Genomic DNA, 19483 nt, shown 5'->3' on the forward strand with positions numbered 1-19483 from the left:
GGTCAGCGGCCCGCGAGGAAGGTGAGCAGGAGCCGCCGCTGCAGCGCGAACATCTCCTTCTCCTCCGCCGGCTCGGCGTGGTCGTACCCGAGGAGGTGCAGGATGCCGTGCGTGGTGAGCAGCAGCAGCTCCTCAGCGGTGGAGTGGCCGGCGGCCTTCGCCTGCGCGACGGCCACCTCCGGGCACAGCACGATGTCGCCGAGCATCCCCTCGACCGGCTCCTCGCCGGGCTGGCCGGGTCGCATCTCGTCCATCGGGAAGGAGAGGACGTCGGTGGGGCCGGGCTCGTCCATCCACCGCACGTGGAGCTCGGTCATCGTCTCGACGGTGACGAACAGGATGGACAGCTCAGCTTGCGGGTGCACGTGCATCTCGTCGAGGACGTAGCGGGCCAGCGCCGCGAACTCCTCCTCATCGACGGCGTGGCCGGACTCGTTGGCGACCTCGGTGCTCATCGTCCGGCTCCTCGTCGGTGATCGGTGGCGGCGCGCTGCTGCCCCCGGCGTTGTTCGCGGTTGGCGCCGTCGACGTCCCAGCGCTCGTAGGCGTCGATGATGTCCGAGACCAGCCGGTGACGGACGACGTCGGCGGAGGTGAGCCGGCAGAAGCGCACGTCCTCGATGCCGTCGAGGATGCTCTCGACCACCTTGAGGCCCGAGAGGTTCCCGCTGGGCAGGTCCACCTGCGTGACGTCGCCGGTGACGACCACCTGCGAGCCGAAGCCCAGCCGGGTGAGGAACATCTTCATCTGCTCCGGCGTGGTGTTCTGCGCCTCGTCGAGGATGATGAATGCGTCGTTGAGGGTGCGGCCGCGCATGTAGGCCAGCGGCGCCACCTCGATGGTCCCGGCGGCCATGAGCTTGGGGATCGACTCGGGCTCGAGCATGTCGTGCAGGGCGTCGTACAGCGGGCGAAGGTACGGGTCGATCTTGTCGTTGAGGGTGCCGGGCAGGTAGCCCAGCCGCTCCCCCGCCTCGACCGCGGGGCGGGTGAGCACGATCCGGCTCACCGCCTTGGACTGCAGCGCGTGCACCGCCTTGGCCATCGCCAGGTAGGTCTTGCCGGTGCCGGCCGGCCCGATCCCGAAGGTGATGGTGTGCTGCTCGATCGCGTCGACGTAGTGCTTCTGGCCCAGCGTCTTGGGCCGGATCGTGCGGCCGCGGCTGGAGAGGATGTCGAAGGTGAGGATGTCCGCCGGACGCTCGGCGGTGGAGGTGGTGAGCATCCGGATCGCGCTGCCGACCGCGGACGCGGTCAGCGGCTGGCCGGCGCGGGCCACCTGGCCCAGCTCGTCCACGAGCCGCTCGGCGAGCGCCACGTCTCCCGGCGGGCCGTCGAAGGACACGACGTTGCCGCGGACGTGGAAGCTCACCGTGGGGAAGCCCGCCTCGACGGCGCGCAGAACCTCGTCGCGCTGGCCGAGCAGGGAGACCATGGGGACGTCGTCGGGCACCGTGATGCGGTGCTGGACCTGGGTCGCGTCCGGTGCGGACGCGTCGTCGCTGTGTGACATGGGCATGGGCGCGGGGGCCCGGACTCCTCTGGGACCGGTGATGGTGCATCAAGTCTAGCCGCGCGGCCGCCTCCGCCACTGCCGAGGCGGTGCCGGCGCCGGCGGGGGGCTAGCGTGCGCCGGCGCGGGCCGCGGCGCGTGGCGCCGGCGCGGGCCGACAGGCGCGGGCGCGGGCGCCAGTGCGGGCCGACAATGGGTGCCTTCCGTCAGTGCGGGGCTGACGAAAGCTCCCCGGCGTCGAGAGGCGGCACTGGGCATCGGGCACGGCGCGACAACGGGTGACTTCCGTCAGCGCAGGGCTGACGAAAGTTCCCCGATGTGCGGGCACAGCGGGTGCGCACATCGGGCATCGGGCATCGGGCATCGGGCATCGGGCACAGCGGCGTGGGCCAGCGCGCGGGTCAGCCCCAGCGGCCGAGGCGCTGGGCGAGCGAGGCAATGGCGACCGGTCCGGCGGTCGAGGTGCGCAGCACGTGGGGGCCGAGGAGCACGACGGCGGCGCCCACCTCCTCGAGCGCGGCCACCTCCTCCGGGGCGAGCCCACCCTCCGGGCCGACGACGACAAGCACCTGCGCGGCGTCGCCGCTGCCCGCCGGGAGCGTCGCGGCCGCGAGGGGCACGGTGGCCTCTTCGTGGAGGACGACGACGGCGCCACCGGCGGCCACCACCGATCGTGCCCGGTCGACCAGGTCCGCGCCGATGACGAGCGGCTCCACCTCGGGCAGCCACGCGCGGCGCGACTGCTTGGCGGCCGACCGTGCCACCGCCTGCCACCGGGCGCGACCCTTGGCAGCCTTGGCGCCCTGCCACACCGACACGCACCGCCGGCTCTGCCACGGGATGACGGCGTCGGCGCCGAGCTCGGTGGCCATCTCCACCGCCTGCTCGTCGCGACCGCCCTTGGCCAGCGCCTGGACGAGTACCAGCCGCACGGTGGGGGCCGGCTCGTCGTGGACATCGTCGACGGTCACCCGCAGCTCGCCGGCCGCCGCGGCCGCCACCTGGCCGCGGACCCGGCGGCCCGCGCCGTCGGCGAGGTCGACGGTCTCGCCGGGACGGATCCGCCGGACGTTGACGGCGTGGCGGCCCTCGTCCCCGCCGAGCACCACGTCGGTGCCGGTGCGGGCGTCGCGCAGCTCAGCGGGCTCGGCGAGGAACACCGGTGCGCTCACCGGGTGCCACCGCCTCGCGCGCTCACCCTCACCGCGTGCGGCCCGGGGTGCGGGGCTGTCACCTGCTCAGCGTCCCGCGAACTTGTCGCGCAGCCGGGAGAACATGCCGGGGTGCGTCGCGGTGAGGCGCGGCTCGAGACGCTCCTCGCCGCGCAGCCCGGCCAGCTCGGTGAGCAGCTCGCGCTGGCGGTCGTCCATCGCGGTGGGGACCTGGACGTCGACGTGGACGTTGAGGTCGCCGCGCCCGGAGCCGTTGAGGTGCCCGACCCCGAGGCCGCGCAGCGTGAGGATCTCCTCCGGCTGGGTGCCGGGCTGGATGTCGACCTCGCGGTCGCCGTCGAAGGTCTCGAGGTGCAGCACGGTGCCGAGCGCGGCCGCGGTCATCGGCACCTCGACCCTCGCGTGCAGGTCGTCGCCGCGGCGGGCGAACACCTCGTGCTGGCGCACCCGGATCTCGACGTAGAGGTCGCCGGCCGGTCCGCCGCCCGGGCCGACCTCGCCGCTGCCGGTGAGCTTGATCCGGTTGCCGGTCTCCACGCCCGCGGGGACCGCGATCGGCAGCGAGCGCCCGCTGCGGACCCGGCCCTGGCCCGAGCACTCGGGGCAGGGGTCGGGGATCGTGGTGCCGTGCCCGGCGCAGTTCGTGCACGGCGAGGTGGTCATGACGTTGCCGAGGAAGGACCGCGCGACGCGCTGCACCGAGCCGCGGCCGGAGCACACGACGCAGGTCTCCACCGAGGTGCCCGGGCGGGTACAGCTGCCCTGGCAGGTGCCGCACAGCACCGCGGTCTCCACCTGGACCTCGCGGTCGACGCCGAACACGGCGTCACGCAGCTCGATGTCCAGCCGGACGAGGGCGTCCTGCCCGCGGCGGCCGCGGGGCACCGGCCCACGGCTCGCGCCGCCGGCAGCCGCGCCGAAGAAGGTCTCGAAGATGTCGGAGAACCCGAAGCCGGCGCCTGCCCCGCCACCGCCACCACCCCCGCCGAGGGCGGACTCGCCGCCGACGTCGTAGAGCTGGCGCTTCTCCGGGGTGGAGAGCACGTCGTAGGCGCGAGAGAGGTCCTTGAACGCCTCCTCGCCCTCCGGGCCGGCGACGTCCGGGTGGAGCTGGCGGGCCCGCTTGCGGTAGGCGAGCTTGATCTCCTGCTGGCTCGCGGTCCGGGAGACTCCGAGAATCTCGTAGTAGTCGTTCACAGGTCACTCTCTGTCGGGTTCGGGCTCGCTGCGCGGGCAGCGGTGGTGGTCAGCGCTGGCGCTAGCTGGTGAGGATTCTCGAGAGGTAGCGGGCAACGGCGCGCACCGACGCCATCGCGGCGGGGTAGTCCATCCGGGTGGGGCCGAGGATCCCGAGGTGGGCGACGGCGTCGGAACCGGACGTCCCACCATAGGACGTCGCGACGATCGATGCCTCGGACAGCGACTCGTGCCGGTTCTCCTCACCGATCCGGACGGCGACGGCGTCCTCCCCGGCCATCTCGCTCAGCAGCTTGAGCAGCACGACCTGCTCCTCCAGCGCCTCCAGCACGGGGCCGATGGTGCGGGAGAAGTCGACGTCGGAGCGGGCGAGGTTGGCGGTGCCTGCCATGACGATGCGTTCCTCGGCGTCCATCCGCAGCGTGTCGGTCAGCTCTTCCACGACGGCGACGACGAGCGGCCGGTGCTCGGGCGCGAACAGCTCGACGATGCCGGCCATGCCGGAGCCGATCTCGGTGAGCCGGCGTCCGATGCCGCCGGCGTTGATCCGGGCCCGCAGCTCGGCGACGACCACCGCGTCCAGCGGCTGCTCGACCTCGATCGAGCGCTGCTCGACCCGGCCGGCGTCGGTGATGATGACCGCCAGCAGCCGGCGCTCGGACAGCGGGACCAGCTCGAGGTGGCGCAGCGCCGAGCGGCGCAGCGACGGGTACTGGACCACCGCGACCTGGTGGGTCAGCTGCGACAGCAGCCGGACGGTGCGTTCGACGACGTCGTCGAGGTCGATGGCGTCGTCGAGCAGGTGTTGGATGGCACGCCGCTCCGGGGCGGACAACGGCTTGACCGTGGCGATCTGGTCGACGAACAGGCGGTAGCCCTTGTCGGTGGGCACCCGGCCGGCCGAGGTGTGCGGCTGCGCGATGAACCCGCTGTCCTCCAGCGCGGCCATGTCGTTGCGGATGGTCGCCGGGGAGACACCGAGCGCGTGGCGCTCGACGAGCATCCGGGAACCGACCGGTTCCCGGGTGTGGACGTAGTCCTCGACGATGGCGCGAAGCACCTCGAGACGACGCTCCTCGCTCATGGGTCCCCCCCTTTCAGCACTCGACGGGTTCGAGTGCTAACCCTACGCGTCGTGGCGAGGCGATGTCGCGTGACCTCTCCCACGCCGTGTCGCCGGTCCACGGTGCGCGCCGTACCGCTGGTTAGGCTGCCGCCGTGACCGATCGATACGGCAACGACGTCCTCTCCTCCGACCCCCACCGCGCCGGCGCGTACGCCCACCGGCCGACTACCCGCGACGAGGTCGCCGAGCGTGGGCTCGTCGTGGAGGAGGTGGAGACCGGGTGGGTGGGCGCGGTCACCACGGTCGAGAAGTCAGGCGGCATGGGCGTCGTCGTGCTGGAGGACCGCCGCGGCCGTACCCGTACCTTCCCGCTCGGCGCCGGCTTCTGGGTCGACGGCGCACCGGTGCGGCTCGTCGCGCCGACGCGCGCAGCCGTCTCGGCCGCGCCACGGACCGCCGGGGGGCGTCGGCTGACCGCCTCCGGCTCGCTCGCCGTCGAGCAGTCGCGGGCACGGGTGGCGCGCGCGTCGCGGATCTGGGTAGAGGGCAGGCACGACGCCGAGCTGGTCGAGCGGGTGTGGGGCGACGACCTGCGGGTCGAGGGCGTGGTCGTGGAGATGCTCGACGGCGTCGACAACCTCGAGGCGGCGCTGCGCGACTTCGCGCCCGGGCCGACCCGCCGCGCCGGGGTCCTGGTCGACCACCTCGTCGACCGTTCCAAGGAGTCGCGGCTCGTCGCCGAGACCCTCGGGCGGCTCGGCCCGCGCAGCAGCGCGCACGTGCTCGTGCTCGGCCATCCGTACATCGACGTCTGGCAGGCGGTGCGGCCCGAGCGGGTCGGGCTCCGGGCGTGGCCCGACGTGCCGCGCGGCACCGACATCAAGGTCGGCACCCTTGCCGCTCTCGGCTGGCCGCACGCCGACCAGGCCGACATCGCTCGCGGCTGGAAGCGCATCCTCGGCCAGGTGCGCGACTACAAGGACCTCTCCCCCGCGCTGCTGGGACGGATGGAGGAGCTCATCGACTTCGTCACCGGGATCCCGGAGGAGCCCGCGTAGCGGGTGCCGTCAGGCGTTCCCCGGCCCCGACGGCCGCAACGGGGCCCCGGCCTTTGGGCAGGGTCAGTGGCCTGTCCTTTCCCCGTGCCAGCGGGTCGCCCAGGGCCCCGGAGCCGTCGGCCGCACGTATCCTGACCGAGTGCCGGACCACACCGATCAGCTCGACGTCGCTCCGCACGTCGCAGCTCGCCGGCGCGGTGCTCCGCGGCTCCGTCGCCGTCATCTTCGCGGGGCAGCGTCCTGACCGCCGTCGTCCCCGGTACGTCCGCACGGGAGCTGGTGACCAGACGCGTGACGGCGGCCGACACTGCCGCCCGGATCCTCGCCGACGTCGACTCGCTGCGGCGGCACGTGGTCGCGATGGTCGAGGGTGCCCGCGACGAGCGCGTCCGGGGCGAGCTCGCGGGTATCGACGTGCTGCGGCTGCGGGAGACCACCGAGCGCAACCTGCGGCTGCAGGCCCTGGTCGACGCCGGCATCGCGACCGTGCTCGACGCTCTCGACGCCGGTACCGCCCGCCTCGACGCGCTGCCCGGGGTCGGCCCGCACACCGCGCGGACGGCCGTCGCCGCGGCGGAACGGCTGGCGCAGACCCTCCGGGCCGGCGCCCGGCTACGCATCGAGCCGGGCACCCGTGGGCCGCTCGGGCTGGACCTGGTCACGGCGCTGCACCGGCTGGCCCGGGTCGAGCCGCTCCTCGCGCCCGAGGCGCAGCACCTCGCCGACTTCAGCTCCTCGGTAGCCGCCCTCGCACCGGTGGCAGCCCCGGCGACCAGTCGCCTCGGTTTCGCCCTGCGTCTCCCGTCGACCAAGGCCCGAGCACGCCAGTCGCTGGCGAGACTCGCCGACTGGGAGGCATGGCTGGCTGGCACCGGCCTGCCGGCCACCCTCGAGCGCCTCACCGGCGTGCTCGCGGAGCCCGCGCCGGGCCCGCTCGCGCTGTGGCAGGACTTCGAGCGGCGGGCGGCGGACTACTACGCGCTGCTCGACACCCTCGTGCCGGGCCTCGGCGACCACACCACCCGGTACGGCGCCCTGCCGGCCGAGCTCGTCGAGCGGATCACCGCCTACCCGCTCGACGAGTCGCTGCTCCACGCGAACCTGCGCGGCTACCAGGCGTTCGGGGCGCGCTTCGCGCTCAACCAGGGCCGCGCGCTCATCGGTGACGAGATGGGGCTGGGCAAGACGGTGCAGGCGATCGCGGCGATGGCGCACCTGGCCGCCGCCGGCGAGACGCACTTCCTCGTCGTCTGCCCGGCCAGCGTGCTCGTCAACTGGACGCGGGAGGTCTCGACCCACGCCCGGCTCGTCGCGCACCGGGTCCACGGCGCCGACCGGGACACCGCGCTGCGCAGCTGGCAGCGCAGCGGTGGAGTAGCGGTCACCACCTTCCAGGGGCTGCAGCACGTCCCGTCGTCGGCCACCCACGCCCCGCCGGCGCTGCTCGTCGTCGACGAGGCGCACTACGTGAAGAACCCGCAGGCCGGCCGCACCCAGGCGGTGGCGGCGTGGGCGGCTCGCACGCCGCGGGTCTTGTTCCTCACCGGTACCCCGCTGCTCAACGACGTCACCGAGATGACGGCGCTGGCCACCATGCTGCAGCCCGAGCTCGTCGCGGCGCTGCCCGGGCACCTGCGGCTGCTCGGTGCGGAGGACTTCCGCCACGCGCTCGCCCCGGTGTACCTGCGGCGCAACCTCGAGGACGTGCTCGTCGAGCTGCCGCCACGGCTGACGGTGGACGACTGGGAGGAGCTGACCCCGGCCGGGGAGCGCGCCTACCGTGACGCCGTCGCCGCCGGCAACCTCATGGCGATGCGCCGCGCCGACCTCACCGTGCCCGACCCGCGCGACTCCGCCAAGCTCGACCGGCTGCTGGAGATCGTCGCGGAGGCGCGCGACGGCGGTCAGCGGGTAGTGGTGTTCTCCTTCTTCCGTGACGTGATCGCCCGCGTGGTCGACGAGCTCGGCGCGCTGCCCGGGATCGAGGCGCACGGCCCGATCACCGGCGACGTCCCCGCCGCGCGGCGCCAGGACATCGTCGACCGTTTCTCCGCCGCCGGGCCCGGCGCGGTGCTCGTCTCCCAGGTGCAGGCCGGCGGGGTGGGGCTGAACGTGCAGGCGGCCAGCGTGGTGGTGCTCACCGAGCCGCAGCTGGTGCCGGCGGTCGAGGAGCAGGCGATCGGCCGGGTCCACCGGATGGGGCAGGTGCGCCCGGTGCAGGTGCACCGGCTGCTCACCGAGGACAGCGTCGACGAACGTCTCGAGGAGCTGCTCGCCGGCAAGCGCGCGGTGTTCGACGCCTACGCCCGGGAGTCGAGCCTGGCCCAGCAGGCCGAGTCCGCCGTCGACGTCTCCGAGGCCGAGCTGGCCCGTCACGTGGTCGCCGCCGAGCAGGCCCGGCTCGGCTACGGCCCGGTGTGGGACGAGCTGATGGCCGACGACGGGACGTGACGCGCCACGTCCGGGGTGCGCGCTAGCTGCGCGGTAGCCCACCTAGGGTGCCCGCTGACCATCTCAGTGCTTCCGGAGGACCGATGACCCTGCCCGCCCCTGCCCGGACCCGCCGGGTCGCCACCGCAACCGCCGTGCTCGCCGTCGCGCTCACGCTCGCCGCCTGCGGTGCGGACGACGCCGCCGACGACGTCGCGGCAAGTACCGGGAACCAGCCGGCGGCTGACCCGTCGCTGCCCGCGGCCGACGCCGAGCTGCGCGGCGTGACGACGATCCTGCGCGACGCCGAGATGCACCCGGTGGCCGAGAGCAGCGAGACCGGCGTGCACGCCCCCGGACTGGCGCTCGCGGTGACCGCGACCGGCAAGGTCGCCACCCTCAGCGCCGAGGTGTACGAGGACCTCACCGGCGACCGGCTGCAGCCCGACGAGGACGGCGAGGTACCCGCCGAGGTGCGACCGGCCGACGGTCACGTCTTCCTCGTCGCCGAGTTCGAGACGAGCGACCCGCAGTGGGAACCGCGCGGCAACGAGCCCCGCACCGAGGGCCTCCTGCGCGTCGACGGGGACTCGGGCACGGAGGTCATCGACACCCGTGACGACTCCCGCACCACCGGGACCGTCGTCCTCAGCCTGCCGGCCGACGCCGATCCCGACCACGCGATCATCGAGCTGGAGACCGCCGGCGCGTTCCAGTCGGTGAGCCTCGTCGACGGCACCCGCGTCGCCACCGACGTCCCGCACGCCTACCCGGGGCCTGCCGAGGTGACGATCGAGTCCGCCGAGCGTCTCGACGACAGCTTCGAGCACTGGATCAGCGACCACGCGACCGTCCAGGGGGAGGTCGTCGGCGCCTTCGCCACGCCGTTCCTCGACGAGGGGTACGGCCGGGGCGGCGGCTGGGCGGCGCCCGACCAGCAGTACCTCGCCGTCGCCGTCGACTGGCACGTGAGCGAGTCGACGACCTACGACGAGACGGTGATCCGGGCGCAGACCGCTGACGGCGACGTCTTCCAGCCGATCAACGACCCCAAGGGCCTGACCGACGTCTTCGAGCGGGACGCGGTGTTCCAGGTCCCGACGGACCTGGACGCCGTGACGATCATCATCGAGTCCGCCTACCGCAACGGGGTGGGATCGGGAGCTCGGCTCATCGAGTTCGAGCCGATCCAGGCTGAGATCAGCATCGGCTGAGCTCGCCGCAGGTGGCCGGCGCCGAGACCCAGGCGCCGACCGCCGCGGGTCAGCCGACCGCCAGTGGCGCGTCCCAGTGCCACTCGAAGCCGCCCAGGCCACTGTCGACCTCCTGCTGGGTCCAGCTCGCCCGGTGCGACCCGGTCAGCTGGACCTCCCGCTCGAACACGACGTCCTCCTCGGCGAGGTCCAGGCTGCTCCAGGTGCGCCAGAGCACGCGGGAGGGCAGCTGCGGCGGGGTGAAGCCGACCTGGACGCTCATCACCGCCGTCGGTGTCACCACGCCCGCGACGTAGCGGTCGACCTCACCGGTGCGGGCGGTGTACGCGAGGTCGTAGGCGTAGACGTGCACCTCCCCGGCGTGCAGGGGTCGCGGGAACCGGATGTACAGCATGCGCAGTCCGTCCGCGCCGGGGGCCGGCCCGGGCTCGATCCGGCATCCGCTCCGAGCCGTAGGTACCACCCCGTCGTTGGCGAACCTCAGCGGGAACTCCGCGACGTCGTCCACCAGCGCCTGGACCGTCAACGTCGACCGGATGACCCAGCTGGTCCGGTCCGGGCCCACCCGGATGTCGATCGCTCGGCTGAGCGTTCGCACCTGGGCCTCCCCGCCGTACCCGGCAGCGGCCTGCCCGACCCGGTCGGTGCGACGGCTCCGCGGCCGGTGGCTGAGCAGTGCCCAGAGCCGCTCCTGCTCCGCCGCGGTAAAGGCGAAGCCCTCGATGAACAGGCGCAGCGTGGGCGGGGCCAGCACCTCGCCACGCACCGCGCGCCGCACCCGGTCGCGCAGGGCGTCGAGCGACGTCGATGTCTCGCCGGCCTCAACCCCGCGCAGCACACGGGCGACGGCGGTGTGGCTGAGCTCGGTGTCCCGGCGCCGGCGCACCTGCTGGCTCCACCGCTGCCGGTACTCCGCGACGTTGAGCAGCAGCCGGCGCAGCTCGGCCGCCGTGGCCAGCTCGGGACTGCGACGGACGACGTCCACGCTCGGGTCGCCGCCAGACGGAGACCCGATGGCCTCACGCCGTGCCATGCCGCCTCGCCTTCCGTTCCGCCCTGGTCCGGCCACTGGGCGAACCACCGCTGCCACCCTAGCCGTCGCCGACAGCCGACTTGTCACCGACAGCAGGATTGCCACCGACAGCAGGATTGTCGCCGAGAGCCGACTTGTCACCGACAGCAGGATTGCCACCGACAGCAGGATTGTCGCCGAGAGCCGACTTGTCACCGACAGCAGGATTTTCCACGGCGGTGGTGTCGACAACCCCGCTGTCACGAACGATGTCGCGGGTGGGGGTTGATGGTGCGGTCACGAGGGTGGCCGGAGTGCACGAATGGGCGCGGTGACACGAACGAGCGGTGCGCGCCTAGCGACGCGGGTCGACGAGCACCTTGGCGTGCCGGCTGCTCCCGGCGTCGAGCTCCTGGAACATCGCCTCGAGCCCGTCGAGACCGATGGTCCCGGTGTGCAGGACCTCGACGTCGACGGCGCCGCTCGCGATCGCCCGCATGGCGCCGACGAAGTCCTCGTGGTTGTAGGCGAGGGACCCGATGACGGTGAGCTCGCGCTGCTGCCAGTCGGGGTAGCTGACCTCGGAGGACTCCATCGGGAAGCCGAGCAGCGCCAAGGTTCCGCCGCGGCGCACCAGCTCCGCTGACGCCTGGAACAGCCCGGCGGCGCCGGTGCACTCGTACAGCACGTCCGCGCCGAGGCCGGCGGAGCTGTCGAAGACGTACCGGGTGAACGCCTCGCCCGGCTCGAGCACCTCGGTGAAGCCCAGCCGCCGCGCCGCGTCTCGGCGCGCCTCGTTGGGCTCGACGACGATGACCCGCCCGGCGCCCGCATGCCGGGCGTGCTGCGCGGTGAGCAGCCCGATCGGCCCGGCACCCTGGACGACGACGACGGCGCCGAGCTGCTGGCGCACCCGCTTGACGGCGTGGAACGTGACCGCCGCCGGCTCGACCAGCGCGGCCTGCTCGTCACTGAGGCTGTCCAGCACCGGCAGCACCCGCCGTGCGGGTACCGCGATCGACGTCGCGAACCCGCCGTGGCTCGGGGAGTCGGCAGTGACGCCGTTGGCCTCGGCGAAGGCCACGTCACAGTTGGCGGTGTGGCCGGCGACGCACTGCGGGCAGGCGCCGCAGGCGGGCCCGACGCACGCGACCACCCGCTGGCCCACGGCCAGGTGCTCGACCTCTGCGCCGACGGCGGCGACCGTGCCCGCCCATTCGTGGCCGAACACGGCCGGCGGCAGCCCGCCGGTGGTGTAGCCGTGGGTGTCCGTCGCGCAGATGCCGCAGTACGTGACGTCGACGACGACGCCGTCGGGAGCGGGTGCGGGAACCTCCCCCGACCGGATCTCCATGGTGTGCGGGGCGGGGGCGACGACGAACCGGTACTGCGGCATGTGCTGCTCCTTCGAGAGTGGACGTCTGTCTCTGTCGTACCACTTTTGTGAGGTCGCGGCGTGCTGGGCCGCGGCGACGTGCGGGCGTCGGGACGACTCCGCTCGTGTGGACAATCCCGCTGTCGATGACAAGTCTGCTGTCGACGACAAGTCTGCTCTCGGCGACAAGTCTGCTCTCGGCGACAAGTCTGCTGTCGGGGACAAGTCTGCTGTCGGTGAGAGAGGGAGGGAGAGCAAGAGAGAGGGGGGTTAGTCGGTGAGGGCGCGGACGACGGTGTCGGCCAGCAGGCGGCCGCGGCGGGTGAGGAGGATGCGGCCGGCCCGGGCGGGGGCGAACTCGATGAGACCGTCGGCGAGCAGGCCGGCGACGGCGGCTCGTCGGGACGGCGGGACGGCGCCGGTGCCGGGTACCAGCTCGAGGCCCTCTGCCAGCCGCACGCCGAGCAGCACGCGCTCCAGCTCGGTGGCGGCGTCGTCGAGCAGCTCGCGGCCGGCGCCGGGGCTCAGCCCCTGCTCGAGGCGGTGGGCGTAGGCGCGGGGGTGCTTGACGTTCCACCACCGCACGCCACCGACGTGGCTGTGCGCCCCGGGGCCGATGCCCCACCAGTCGCTGCCGCGCCAGTAGGCGAGGTTGTGCCGGCAGGCGAGGTCGGGCGACCGGGCGAAGTTGCTCACCTCGTACCAGCCGAGGCCGGCGGCGGCGAGGACGCCGTCGGCGAGCTCGTACTTGACGGCCGCGTCGTCGTCGTCGGGCACCGGCAGCTCGCCGCGTCGAAGCTGCGCGCCCATCTTGGTGCCACGCTCGATGACGAGCGCGTACGCGGAGACGTGGTCGGGCTCGAGCGCGACGGCGGCGTCCAGGGTGGTGCGCCAGTCCTCGAGCGACTCCCCGGGAGTGCCGTAGATGAGGTCGACGGACACCGCGAGGCCGGCGGCCCGGGCCCACGCGACGACGTCGGGCAGCCGCGCCGGGTCGTGGGTGCGGTCGAGGGTGGCGAGCACGTGCGGCACCGCGGACTGCATCCCGAAGGACACCCGGGTGAAGCCGGCGGCGACCAGCTGGTCGAGCGACTCCCGGGTGACCGAGTCTGGGTTCGCCTCGGTGGTCACCTCGGCGCCGGGCGCCAGCCCCCAGGTGTCGCGCACGGCGTCGAGCATCGTGGCGAGGTCGGCGACCGGTAGCAGGGTGGGCGTGCCACCGCCGACGAACACCGTCGACACCGGCCGCGCCTCCAGCCCGGCGCGGTCGAGCACGGTGGCCGCCAGCGCGATCTCGCGCAGCGCGGTGGCCGCGTACTCCGACTGGTTCGCCCCACCGCCGAGCTCGCTCGCGGTGTAGGTGTTGAAGTCGCAGTAGCCGCAGCGCACCCGGCAGAACGGGACGTGCAGGTAGACCCCGAAGTCCCGCCCGGCTGCGCGGCTCGTGACGGACGCCGGCAACGAGCCGTCGTCGGGCACCGGATCCCCGGCGGGCAGTGCCGGGCTCATGAGCGCCTCACTTCTTGGCCTTGGCGTCCTTGCCCGTCGGGGTGTCGGAGCTCAGGGCAGCGATGAACGCCTCGGGCGGGACGTCGACGCGGCCGATGGACTTCATCCGCTTCTTGCCCTCCTTCTGCTTCTCCAGCAGCTTGCGCTTACGGGAGATGTCGCCGCCGTAGCACTTGGCGAGCATGTCCTTGCGCAGTGCCCGGATGGTCTCGCGGGCGATGATCCGTGAGCCGACCGCTGCCTGGATCGGCACCTCGAACTGCTGCCGCGGGATGATCTCGCGCAGCTTGCCGGCCATCTCCACGCCGTAGCTGTAGGCCTTGTCCTTGTGCACGATGGCGCTGAACGCGTCGACGTGCTCGTGGTTGAGCAGGATGTCGACCTTGACGAGGTCGGCCGGCTGGTCGCCGTCGGCGTCGTAGTCGAACGAGGCGTAGCCCCTGGTGCGCGACTTGAGCTGGTCGAAGAAGTCGAAGACGATCTCGGCCAGCGGCAGGTGGTAGCGCATCTCCACCCGCTCCGGCGAGAGGTAGTCCATGCCGAGCTGGACCCCACGGCGCTGCTGGCACAGCTCCATCACCGGGCCGATGAACTCCGACGGCGTGATGATGGTGGACCGCACGACCGGCTCGAACACCTCGCTGATCTTGCCGTCGGGGTACTCGCTGGGGTTGGTCACCCGGGTGCGGGTGCCGTCCTCGGTGACGACGTCGTAGACGACGTTGGGCGCGGTGGAGATGAGGTCGAGGTTGAACTCACGCTCGAGCCGCTCGCGCACGATCTCCAGGTGGAGCAGCCCGAGGTAGCCGCAGCGGAAGCCGAAGCCCAGCGCGACCGACGTCTCCGGCTCGTAGGCCAGCGCAGCGTCGTTGAGCTTGAGCTTGTCCAGCGCGTCGCGAAGCACCGGGTAGTCCGAGCCGTCGACCGGGAACAGCCCGGAGTAGACCATCGGCTGCGGGTCGCGGTACTCCCCGATCGGCTCGGCGGCCGGCCGCGCGGCGTTGGTGACGGTGTCGCCGACCCGCGACTGGCGCACGTCCTTGACCCCGGTGATGAGGTAACCGACCTCACCGACGCCCAGGCCCTTGGTGGGGCGGGGCTCTGGTGCGCTGACACCGATCTCCAGGAGGTCGACGCTGGTGCCGGTCGACATCATGGTCAGCTTCTCGCGGGGGGTGATCCGGCCGTCGACGACGCGGACGTAGGTGACGACACCGCGGTAAGTGTCGTAGACGGAGTCGAAGATCATCGCCCGCGACGGCGCGTCGGCGTTGCCCTGCGGGTTGGGGATGTCGGCGACGATCCGGTCGAGCAGCTCGGTCACGCCCACACCGGTCTTGCCGGAGACCCGCAGGCAGTCCTCGGGCTCGCCACCGATGAGGTTGGCCAGCTCCTCGGCGTAACGCTCCGGGTCCGCGCCGGGCAGGTCGATCTTGTTGAGGACCGGGATAATGGTGAGGTCGTTCTCCATCGCCAGGTAGAGGTTGGCCAGCGTCTGGGCCTCGATGCCCTGCGCGGCGTCGACGAGCAGCAGCGCGCCCTCGCAGGCGGCCAACGAGCGGGAGACCTCGTAGGTGAAGTCGACGTGCCCGGGGGTGTCGATCATGTTCAGCGCGTAGGCCTGCTCGCCCACCTGCCACGGCATCCGCACGGCCTGCGACTTGATGGTGATGCCGCGCTCGCGCTCGATGTCCATCCGGTCGAGGTACTGGGCACGCATGGCACGGGCCTCGACGACGCCGGTGAGCTGGAGCATCCGGTCGGCGAGCGTCGACTTGCCGTGGTCGATGTGCGCGATGATGCAGAAGTTACGCAGCAGCTCGGGCGCGGTCGCCGCCGGGGCGATCTCGGTGGTGAGCTGGGCACTGGGAACTGGGGGCACGGGCCTTCCTCGACTGACGACGGCGTGCCGGGCCGGCACGGGACGATCTGCCACCTATCGTCCCACGTCCTTCGCCGGAGGCCCGCATCAGCCGGCCCGCGGCTCGGGGCGGCCGGTGCTCAGTCCGCCGGCTCGGCGCGCAGAAGGTCGGCGATCTCCTCCTCCGGCCGCGGGGCCACCGTCTCGTCCTCCTCGAGCAGGACCGGGTCGGTGTAGTGCTCGTCCGACGGCAGGTCGGGCGTGGTGCGGGCGGACTCGTCCGGGACCGACATGGCAACCTCCTGGGGCGGGCGGGTCACCGCCGCGACGCGAGTGGGACCTCCCAGCCTAGGCTCGCCGCCTCCCCGGCGCACCAGGGTCGACCGGCTAGCCGAGCAGCAGGGTGAACGCCGTGACGAAGGTGCCGAGGACGCCGAGCGGGATGGCGACGACGGTGCCGAGGAAGGCGACGAGCGTGATGCGGAGGTCGTCGCGCAGGTAGGGCGCGTTGACCGTCCCGCCGGCGGCCCGCACCAGCGCCCGCTGCGTCGCCTCCACCCGCGGGAGCCACCGGGCGGTGCGGATCTGTGTCTCCGACACCGCCTCGTTCCAGGTGCCCATCTCGTCCTGCAGCGCCGCCAGCCGCGGATCTTCCTCACCGGCCGCCGGGCGGTCGACCACTCCCCCGGCGACGAGCGGGCCGTCAGCGCCGTCGGTGCGGGCTCGCAGCCGTTCCCGCCGGACGGCGAGCACGAGGATCGGCAGCGCAAGGACGAGCGAGAGCACGAACAGGGTCCAGCCCGCGCCGGTCTCCGCCTGCCGGCCGACGAGGAACGCGAGGAACGCGAACACCGCCACCGGGACGGCCGCCGCGACGAGGAGCAGCAGCCCCGGCCGGCGCGCCAGTCGCACGAGGTTCGCAGCGAACTGGTTCATCGCGTCGCTCGTCGCACTCATGTCACCAGGTTCCCATGGCGTCTCTGCCGCGACGATTCCTGGCAAGACAGCCGGCATGCCGGCGGCGGACACCGGCGCGGCCAGACCACCGGCCGGCTAGTCGTCCGCGCCGTCGTCAGGCTTCTCGGCGGACGTGCTGTACGTCTTCTTCGCCGTGGCAGTGCGCGCCGGCAACGTCCCCCGTCGACTGGGCAGCGGCTGCTGACCGACGCGGTCCTCGACATACGGGTCGCGCATGACGGGCGGCTCCCCGATCGCTTCCGGCTCGACGACGAACTCCGAGGTGTCGTGCTCTTCCTCGACCTCACGGCGCTCGTACTCCTCCGGCGGCAGCACCCTCTTCCAGGCGCGGGTCCGCATGGCCGGCAGCTCCCCGGCGTCCTCACGCAGCGCGCGGTACACCGCATACATCTGGAAGTAACCCATCACGAAGAACGGCAGGCCCACGAGGATGATGGTCGATTCCAGCGCTTCGAGGCCGCCGCTACCGGAGAACACCAGCAGCGTCGCGGTGATGACGCCGATCGCCAACGCCCAGAAGATCCGCTGGCCGAGCGGATTGAAGTCCTCGTGACCATTGGCCATGGTGTCGGTCACGAGCGCGGCGGAGTCCATGGAGGTGACGAAGAAGATGACCACCAGGATGATCGCGATGATCGAGACCGCGAAGGTCAGTGGATGGTGCTCGAGGAACGCGAACAGAGCGCCGGGGATGTCTTCCTCCTCCACGACGCGTTCGACCAGGCCGCCCTCACCGTTGAGCTCGATGTCGAAAGAGCCATAACCGAAGATCCCGAACCAGATCACCGAGAACCCGGCGGGCACGGCGAGCACACCGGTCACGAACTGCCGGATGGTGCGGCCCTTGGAGATACGCGCGATGAAGATTCCGACGAAGGGTGACCAGGTGATGGTCCACGCCCAGTAGAAGACCGTCCATCCGCTCTGCCAGCCGGTACTGGCGAAGGTGTCGTTCCACAATGCCAGCTCCGGCAGGTTGACCAGGTAGCTGCCGAAGGACTCGATGGTGCCCTGGAGCATGAACAAGGTCGCCCCGGTCGCCAGGATGAACACAAGCAGGGCGACGGCCATGACGATGTTGATGTTCGACAGCACCTTGATGCCCTTGTCGAGCCCCAGCGCCACCGAGATCATCGCCAGCCCGCTGACCACGCCGATGATGATGAGCTGCCAGCCGGCGTTCTCCGGGACACCGAGGACCTGCGAGAGCCCGCCGTTGATCTGCAGCGTGCCCAGCCCGATCGACACGGCGACGCCGAACACCGTGCCGACGATCGCGACGATGTCGATGGTCTTGCCGATCCGGCCGTGGATCCGCTCGCCGAGGATCGGCTGGAAGATCGAGCTGACGCGCGGCGGGAGGTTGCGCTTGTGGATGAAGTAGGCGAAGCAGAGCGCCGGCAGGGTGAAGATCGTCCACGTGTGCAGCGTGAAGTGGTAATAGGTGAAGTTCATGGCGTCGGCCGCGGCCGCCCACGTACCCGGCTCGATACCGAGCGACGGACCACGCGGCGGATCACCGAAGTGGCTGACCGGCTCGGCCACGCCCCAGAACATGAGGATCGAACCGATGCCAGCCGCGAAGAGCATCGCGAACCAGGATGCTCCGGAGTGTTCCGGCGGCTCGCCGTCGGGTCCGAGCCTCACCCGACCGAACCGGCCGATGGCGATGAAGATGAGGAAGGCCAGGAACACGGTCACGCCGAGAATGTAGAACCAGCCGAAGTTCGCGAGCAGCCAGTCCGACGAGGCTCCGACGGCGCGATCCAACGGTTCGGTGAACACAATGGTGGCGAAGACGAAGACGATGATGATCGCGGCAGCACCGAAGAAGATGGCCGGCGAGGTACGGAGCCGTAGGAGATCGTGAAACCGTGTGAGCATGAAGCTAGCCCCCCTGAAAGCTGCTCGACGGACGGGCCGACACACGTCACCACCGTCGGCGCATCGGCCCATTTTCGGGCCGCTCGGGCCAACGGTACCGATGATCAACGTCAGCGCAATACGCGGCGGTAGCAGCCGCGCCGCTAGGCTCGCCGGGTGAACCTGACCCTCAACCGGGTGCTGCGCCTCGCGCGGAGCGCCGCCCGCACCGTCCTCGCGCCGGCCCGCTCCACGGCCCCGCCCCGCCCCGGGCGCCGGACCGGCGGCCAGCCGCCGGTAGCCGCGCACGGCGTCACGGTGGAGTACGACGTCGTCCGGCTTGGCCTTCCGCGGCTGGCGTACAGCCCCGAGCGCGACGGCGAGCCGGACCCCGGCGAGGTGGTGTGGACCTGGGTGTCCTACGAGGACGACCCGAGCCGCGGCAAGGACCGCCCGGTGCTCGTCATCGCCCGGGAGGGCGACCGGCTCGTGGTCCTCCAGCTCACCTCGAAGGACAAGGACCTCGACCGCGCCGCGGAGGCGCGCCACGGCAGGTCCTGGCTCGACATCGGCTCCGGCGCCTGGGACTCGCGGGGCCGGCCCAGCGAGGTGCGGCTCGACCGGCTGCTCTGGGCCTCGGCCGGCGACGTCCGGCGCGAGGGCGCGGCGCTGGACCGCGGTCGCTACGACGCCGTGGTCGGTGCCCTGCGCGCGCTGCACGGCGGTCGGTAGTGAGTCGTCGGACACACCGGCGCGGTGGATCGATCCGGCGTTCCGGCTGCTAGACTCTTGGGCTGAGCCTCCGGCATGTCATGCGGGGGCCAGCTGCTGACCGACCACGGGTGTCCCCACGCCTCAGTCCCGGTCACGGCAATGCCCTCAGACCGAATGTCAGCAAGCTCGACGTAGGAGATAGTCCACACGTGGCGAACATCAAGTCCCAGAAGAAGCGCATCCTCACCAACGAGAAGGCGCGCCTGCGCAACCAGGGCGTGAAGTCCGAGGTCAAGACGCACGTCCGTCGCGTCCGCGAGGCCATCTCCGGTGGCGACAAGGACGCCGCGGCCGCCGCCCTGCAGGCCGCCGGCCGCAAGCTCGACAAGGCCGCGAGCAAGGGCGTCATCCACGCCAACCAGGCCGCGAAGCGCAAGTCGAAGCTCGCGAAGCAGATCTCGGCTCTCTGAGCCGCTAGCAGTACGCGCGACGGCGCCGTCTCCTCGCGAGGAGACGGCGCC

Annotated in this window: 19 protein-coding genes; 6 read left to right on the forward strand and 13 right to left on the reverse strand. The window is 72.1% G+C overall.

Features of this window, described 5'->3' with window-relative positions; all coding sequences use genetic code 11:
- Nucleotides 1-2: 2 nt before the first annotated feature.
- From ybeY to hrcA, 5 genes are all read right to left on the reverse strand, one after another.
- Nucleotides 3-455 (reverse strand): rRNA maturation RNase YbeY, encoded by a 453-nt coding sequence (ybeY, locus tag V2J52_RS03740; RefSeq protein WP_331226309.1) that lies wholly within the window; start codon nt 453-455, stop codon nt 3-5.
- Complete coding sequence (locus V2J52_RS03745) at nt 452-1513, reverse strand: PhoH family protein (RefSeq protein ID WP_331226495.1); 1062 nt, start codon at nt 1511-1513, stop codon at nt 452-454. Before V2J52_RS03745 ends, ybeY begins: the two co-directional genes overlap by 4 nt.
- 401 nt (nt 1514-1914) lie before the next feature.
- Nucleotides 1915-2685, reverse strand: a complete 771-nt coding sequence (locus V2J52_RS03750) for a 16S rRNA (uracil(1498)-N(3))-methyltransferase (protein WP_331226310.1) — start codon at nt 2683-2685, stop codon at nt 1915-1917.
- A 66-nt stretch (nt 2686-2751) separates the two neighbouring features.
- Entirely contained in the window at nt 2752-3882 is a 1131-nt protein-coding gene (dnaJ, locus tag V2J52_RS03755; RefSeq protein WP_331226311.1) for a molecular chaperone DnaJ, read from the reverse strand.
- A gap of 61 nt (nt 3883-3943) precedes the next feature.
- Nucleotides 3944-4966 (reverse strand): heat-inducible transcriptional repressor HrcA, encoded by a 1023-nt coding sequence (gene hrcA, locus V2J52_RS03760; RefSeq protein ID WP_331226312.1) that lies wholly within the window; start codon nt 4964-4966, stop codon nt 3944-3946.
- Between the two features lie 134 nt (nt 4967-5100).
- Between hrcA and V2J52_RS03765 the strand changes: the two genes are divergently transcribed.
- From V2J52_RS03765 to V2J52_RS03775, 3 genes are all read left to right on the forward strand, one after another.
- Nucleotides 5101-6006 (forward strand): DUF3097 domain-containing protein, encoded by a 906-nt coding sequence (locus tag V2J52_RS03765; protein WP_331226313.1) that lies wholly within the window; start codon nt 5101-5103, stop codon nt 6004-6006.
- 279 nt (nt 6007-6285) lie between these two features.
- The gene (locus tag V2J52_RS03770; protein ID WP_331226314.1) at nt 6286-8457 is read left to right on the forward strand and encodes a DEAD/DEAH box helicase; all 2172 of its coding nucleotides are present in this window, start codon (nt 6286-6288) and stop codon (nt 8455-8457) included.
- Nucleotides 8458-8540: 83 nt separating this feature from the next.
- A complete protein-coding gene (locus V2J52_RS03775; protein WP_331226315.1) occupies nt 8541-9650 on the forward strand; it encodes a hypothetical protein in 1110 nt (369 codons plus the stop codon).
- A gap of 49 nt (nt 9651-9699) precedes the next feature.
- On the opposite strand, the gene V2J52_RS03780 is transcribed toward V2J52_RS03775, so the two are convergent.
- The 3 genes from V2J52_RS03780 to V2J52_RS03790 are packed head-to-tail and all read right to left on the reverse strand — an operon-like array spanning nt 9700 to nt 12058.
- A complete protein-coding gene (locus V2J52_RS03780; RefSeq protein WP_331226316.1) occupies nt 9700-10683 on the reverse strand; it encodes a hypothetical protein in 984 nt (327 codons plus the stop codon).
- Nucleotides 10684-10741: 58 nt separating this feature from the next.
- The gene (locus V2J52_RS03785) at nt 10742-10963 is read right to left on the reverse strand and encodes a hypothetical protein (RefSeq protein ID WP_331226317.1); all 222 of its coding nucleotides are present in this window, start codon (nt 10961-10963) and stop codon (nt 10742-10744) included.
- A 54-nt stretch (nt 10964-11017) separates the two neighbouring features.
- Entirely contained in the window at nt 11018-12058 is a 1041-nt protein-coding gene (locus V2J52_RS03790) for a zinc-dependent alcohol dehydrogenase (protein ID WP_331226318.1), read from the reverse strand.
- A 106-nt stretch (nt 12059-12164) separates the two neighbouring features.
- On the opposite strand from V2J52_RS03790, the gene V2J52_RS03795 reads away from it, so the two are divergent.
- Nucleotides 12165-12311, forward strand: a complete 147-nt coding sequence (locus V2J52_RS03795) for a hypothetical protein (protein WP_331226319.1) — start codon at nt 12165-12167, stop codon at nt 12309-12311.
- On the opposite strand, the gene hemW is transcribed toward V2J52_RS03795, so the two are convergent.
- From hemW to V2J52_RS03820, 5 genes are all read right to left on the reverse strand, one after another.
- Nucleotides 12308-13546: a radical SAM family heme chaperone HemW gene (gene hemW, locus V2J52_RS03800; protein ID WP_331226320.1), complete on the reverse strand. Its 1239-nt coding sequence runs from the start codon at nt 13544-13546 to the stop codon at nt 12308-12310. The genes V2J52_RS03795 and hemW overlap by 4 nt on opposite strands.
- Nucleotides 13547-13553: 7 nt before the next feature.
- On the reverse strand, nt 13554-15428 hold the full coding sequence (gene lepA / locus V2J52_RS03805; RefSeq protein ID WP_331226321.1) for a translation elongation factor 4: 1875 nt from the start codon (nt 15426-15428) through the stop codon (nt 13554-13556).
- A 119-nt stretch (nt 15429-15547) separates the two neighbouring features.
- A complete protein-coding gene (locus V2J52_RS03810; RefSeq protein WP_331226322.1) occupies nt 15548-15700 on the reverse strand; it encodes a hypothetical protein in 153 nt (50 codons plus the stop codon).
- Nucleotides 15701-15794: 94 nt separating this feature from the next.
- Entirely contained in the window at nt 15795-16364 is a 570-nt protein-coding gene (locus tag V2J52_RS03815) for a hypothetical protein (RefSeq protein ID WP_331226323.1), read from the reverse strand.
- A 96-nt stretch (nt 16365-16460) separates the two neighbouring features.
- Entirely contained in the window at nt 16461-18269 is a 1809-nt protein-coding gene (locus V2J52_RS03820) for a BCCT family transporter (protein WP_331226324.1), read from the reverse strand.
- Nucleotides 18270-18425: 156 nt separating this feature from the next.
- On the opposite strand from V2J52_RS03820, the gene V2J52_RS03825 reads away from it, so the two are divergent.
- Nucleotides 18426-18980 carry a type II toxin-antitoxin system PemK/MazF family toxin gene (locus V2J52_RS03825; RefSeq protein WP_331226325.1) on the forward strand — a complete coding sequence of 185 codons (555 nt, stop codon included), beginning with the start codon at nt 18426-18428 and terminating at the stop codon, nt 18978-18980.
- Between the two features lie 191 nt (nt 18981-19171).
- Complete coding sequence (gene rpsT, locus V2J52_RS03830; RefSeq protein ID WP_331226326.1) at nt 19172-19432, forward strand: 30S ribosomal protein S20; 261 nt, start codon at nt 19172-19174, stop codon at nt 19430-19432.
- Nucleotides 19433-19483 lie beyond the last annotated feature (51 nt).

It is taken from the genome of Georgenia sunbinii, assembly GCF_036421875.1.
GTDB lineage: Bacteria > Actinomycetota > Actinomycetes > Actinomycetales > Actinomycetaceae > Georgenia_B > Georgenia_B sunbinii.

Bases quoted from the DNA above. Each gene is read 5' to 3' on its own strand.
- ybeY (WP_331226309.1), bottom strand. From the start codon at position 455: ATGAGCACCGAGGTCGCCAACGAGTCCGGCCACGCCGTCGATGAGGAG.
- V2J52_RS03745 (WP_331226495.1), bottom strand. From the start codon at position 1,513: ATGTCACACAGCGACGACGCGTCCGCACCGGACGCGACCCAGGTCCAG.
- hrcA (WP_331226312.1), bottom strand. From the start codon at position 4,966: ATGAGCGAGGAGCGTCGTCTCGAGGTGCTTCGCGCCATCGTCGAGGAC.
- V2J52_RS03775 (WP_331226315.1), top strand. From the start codon at position 8,541: ATGACCCTGCCCGCCCCTGCCCGGACCCGCCGGGTCGCCACCGCAACC.
- V2J52_RS03780 (WP_331226316.1), bottom strand. From the start codon at position 10,683: ATGGCACGGCGTGAGGCCATCGGGTCTCCGTCTGGCGGCGACCCGAGC.
- V2J52_RS03790 (WP_331226318.1), bottom strand. From the start codon at position 12,058: ATGCCGCAGTACCGGTTCGTCGTCGCCCCCGCCCCGCACACCATGGAG.
- hemW (WP_331226320.1), bottom strand. From the start codon at position 13,546: ATGAGCCCGGCACTGCCCGCCGGGGATCCGGTGCCCGACGACGGCTCG.
- V2J52_RS03810 (WP_331226322.1), bottom strand. From the start codon at position 15,700: ATGTCGGTCCCGGACGAGTCCGCCCGCACCACGCCCGACCTGCCGTCG.
- V2J52_RS03815 (WP_331226323.1), bottom strand. From the start codon at position 16,364: ATGAGTGCGACGAGCGACGCGATGAACCAGTTCGCTGCGAACCTCGTG.
- V2J52_RS03820 (WP_331226324.1), bottom strand. From the start codon at position 18,269: ATGCTCACACGGTTTCACGATCTCCTACGGCTCCGTACCTCGCCGGCC.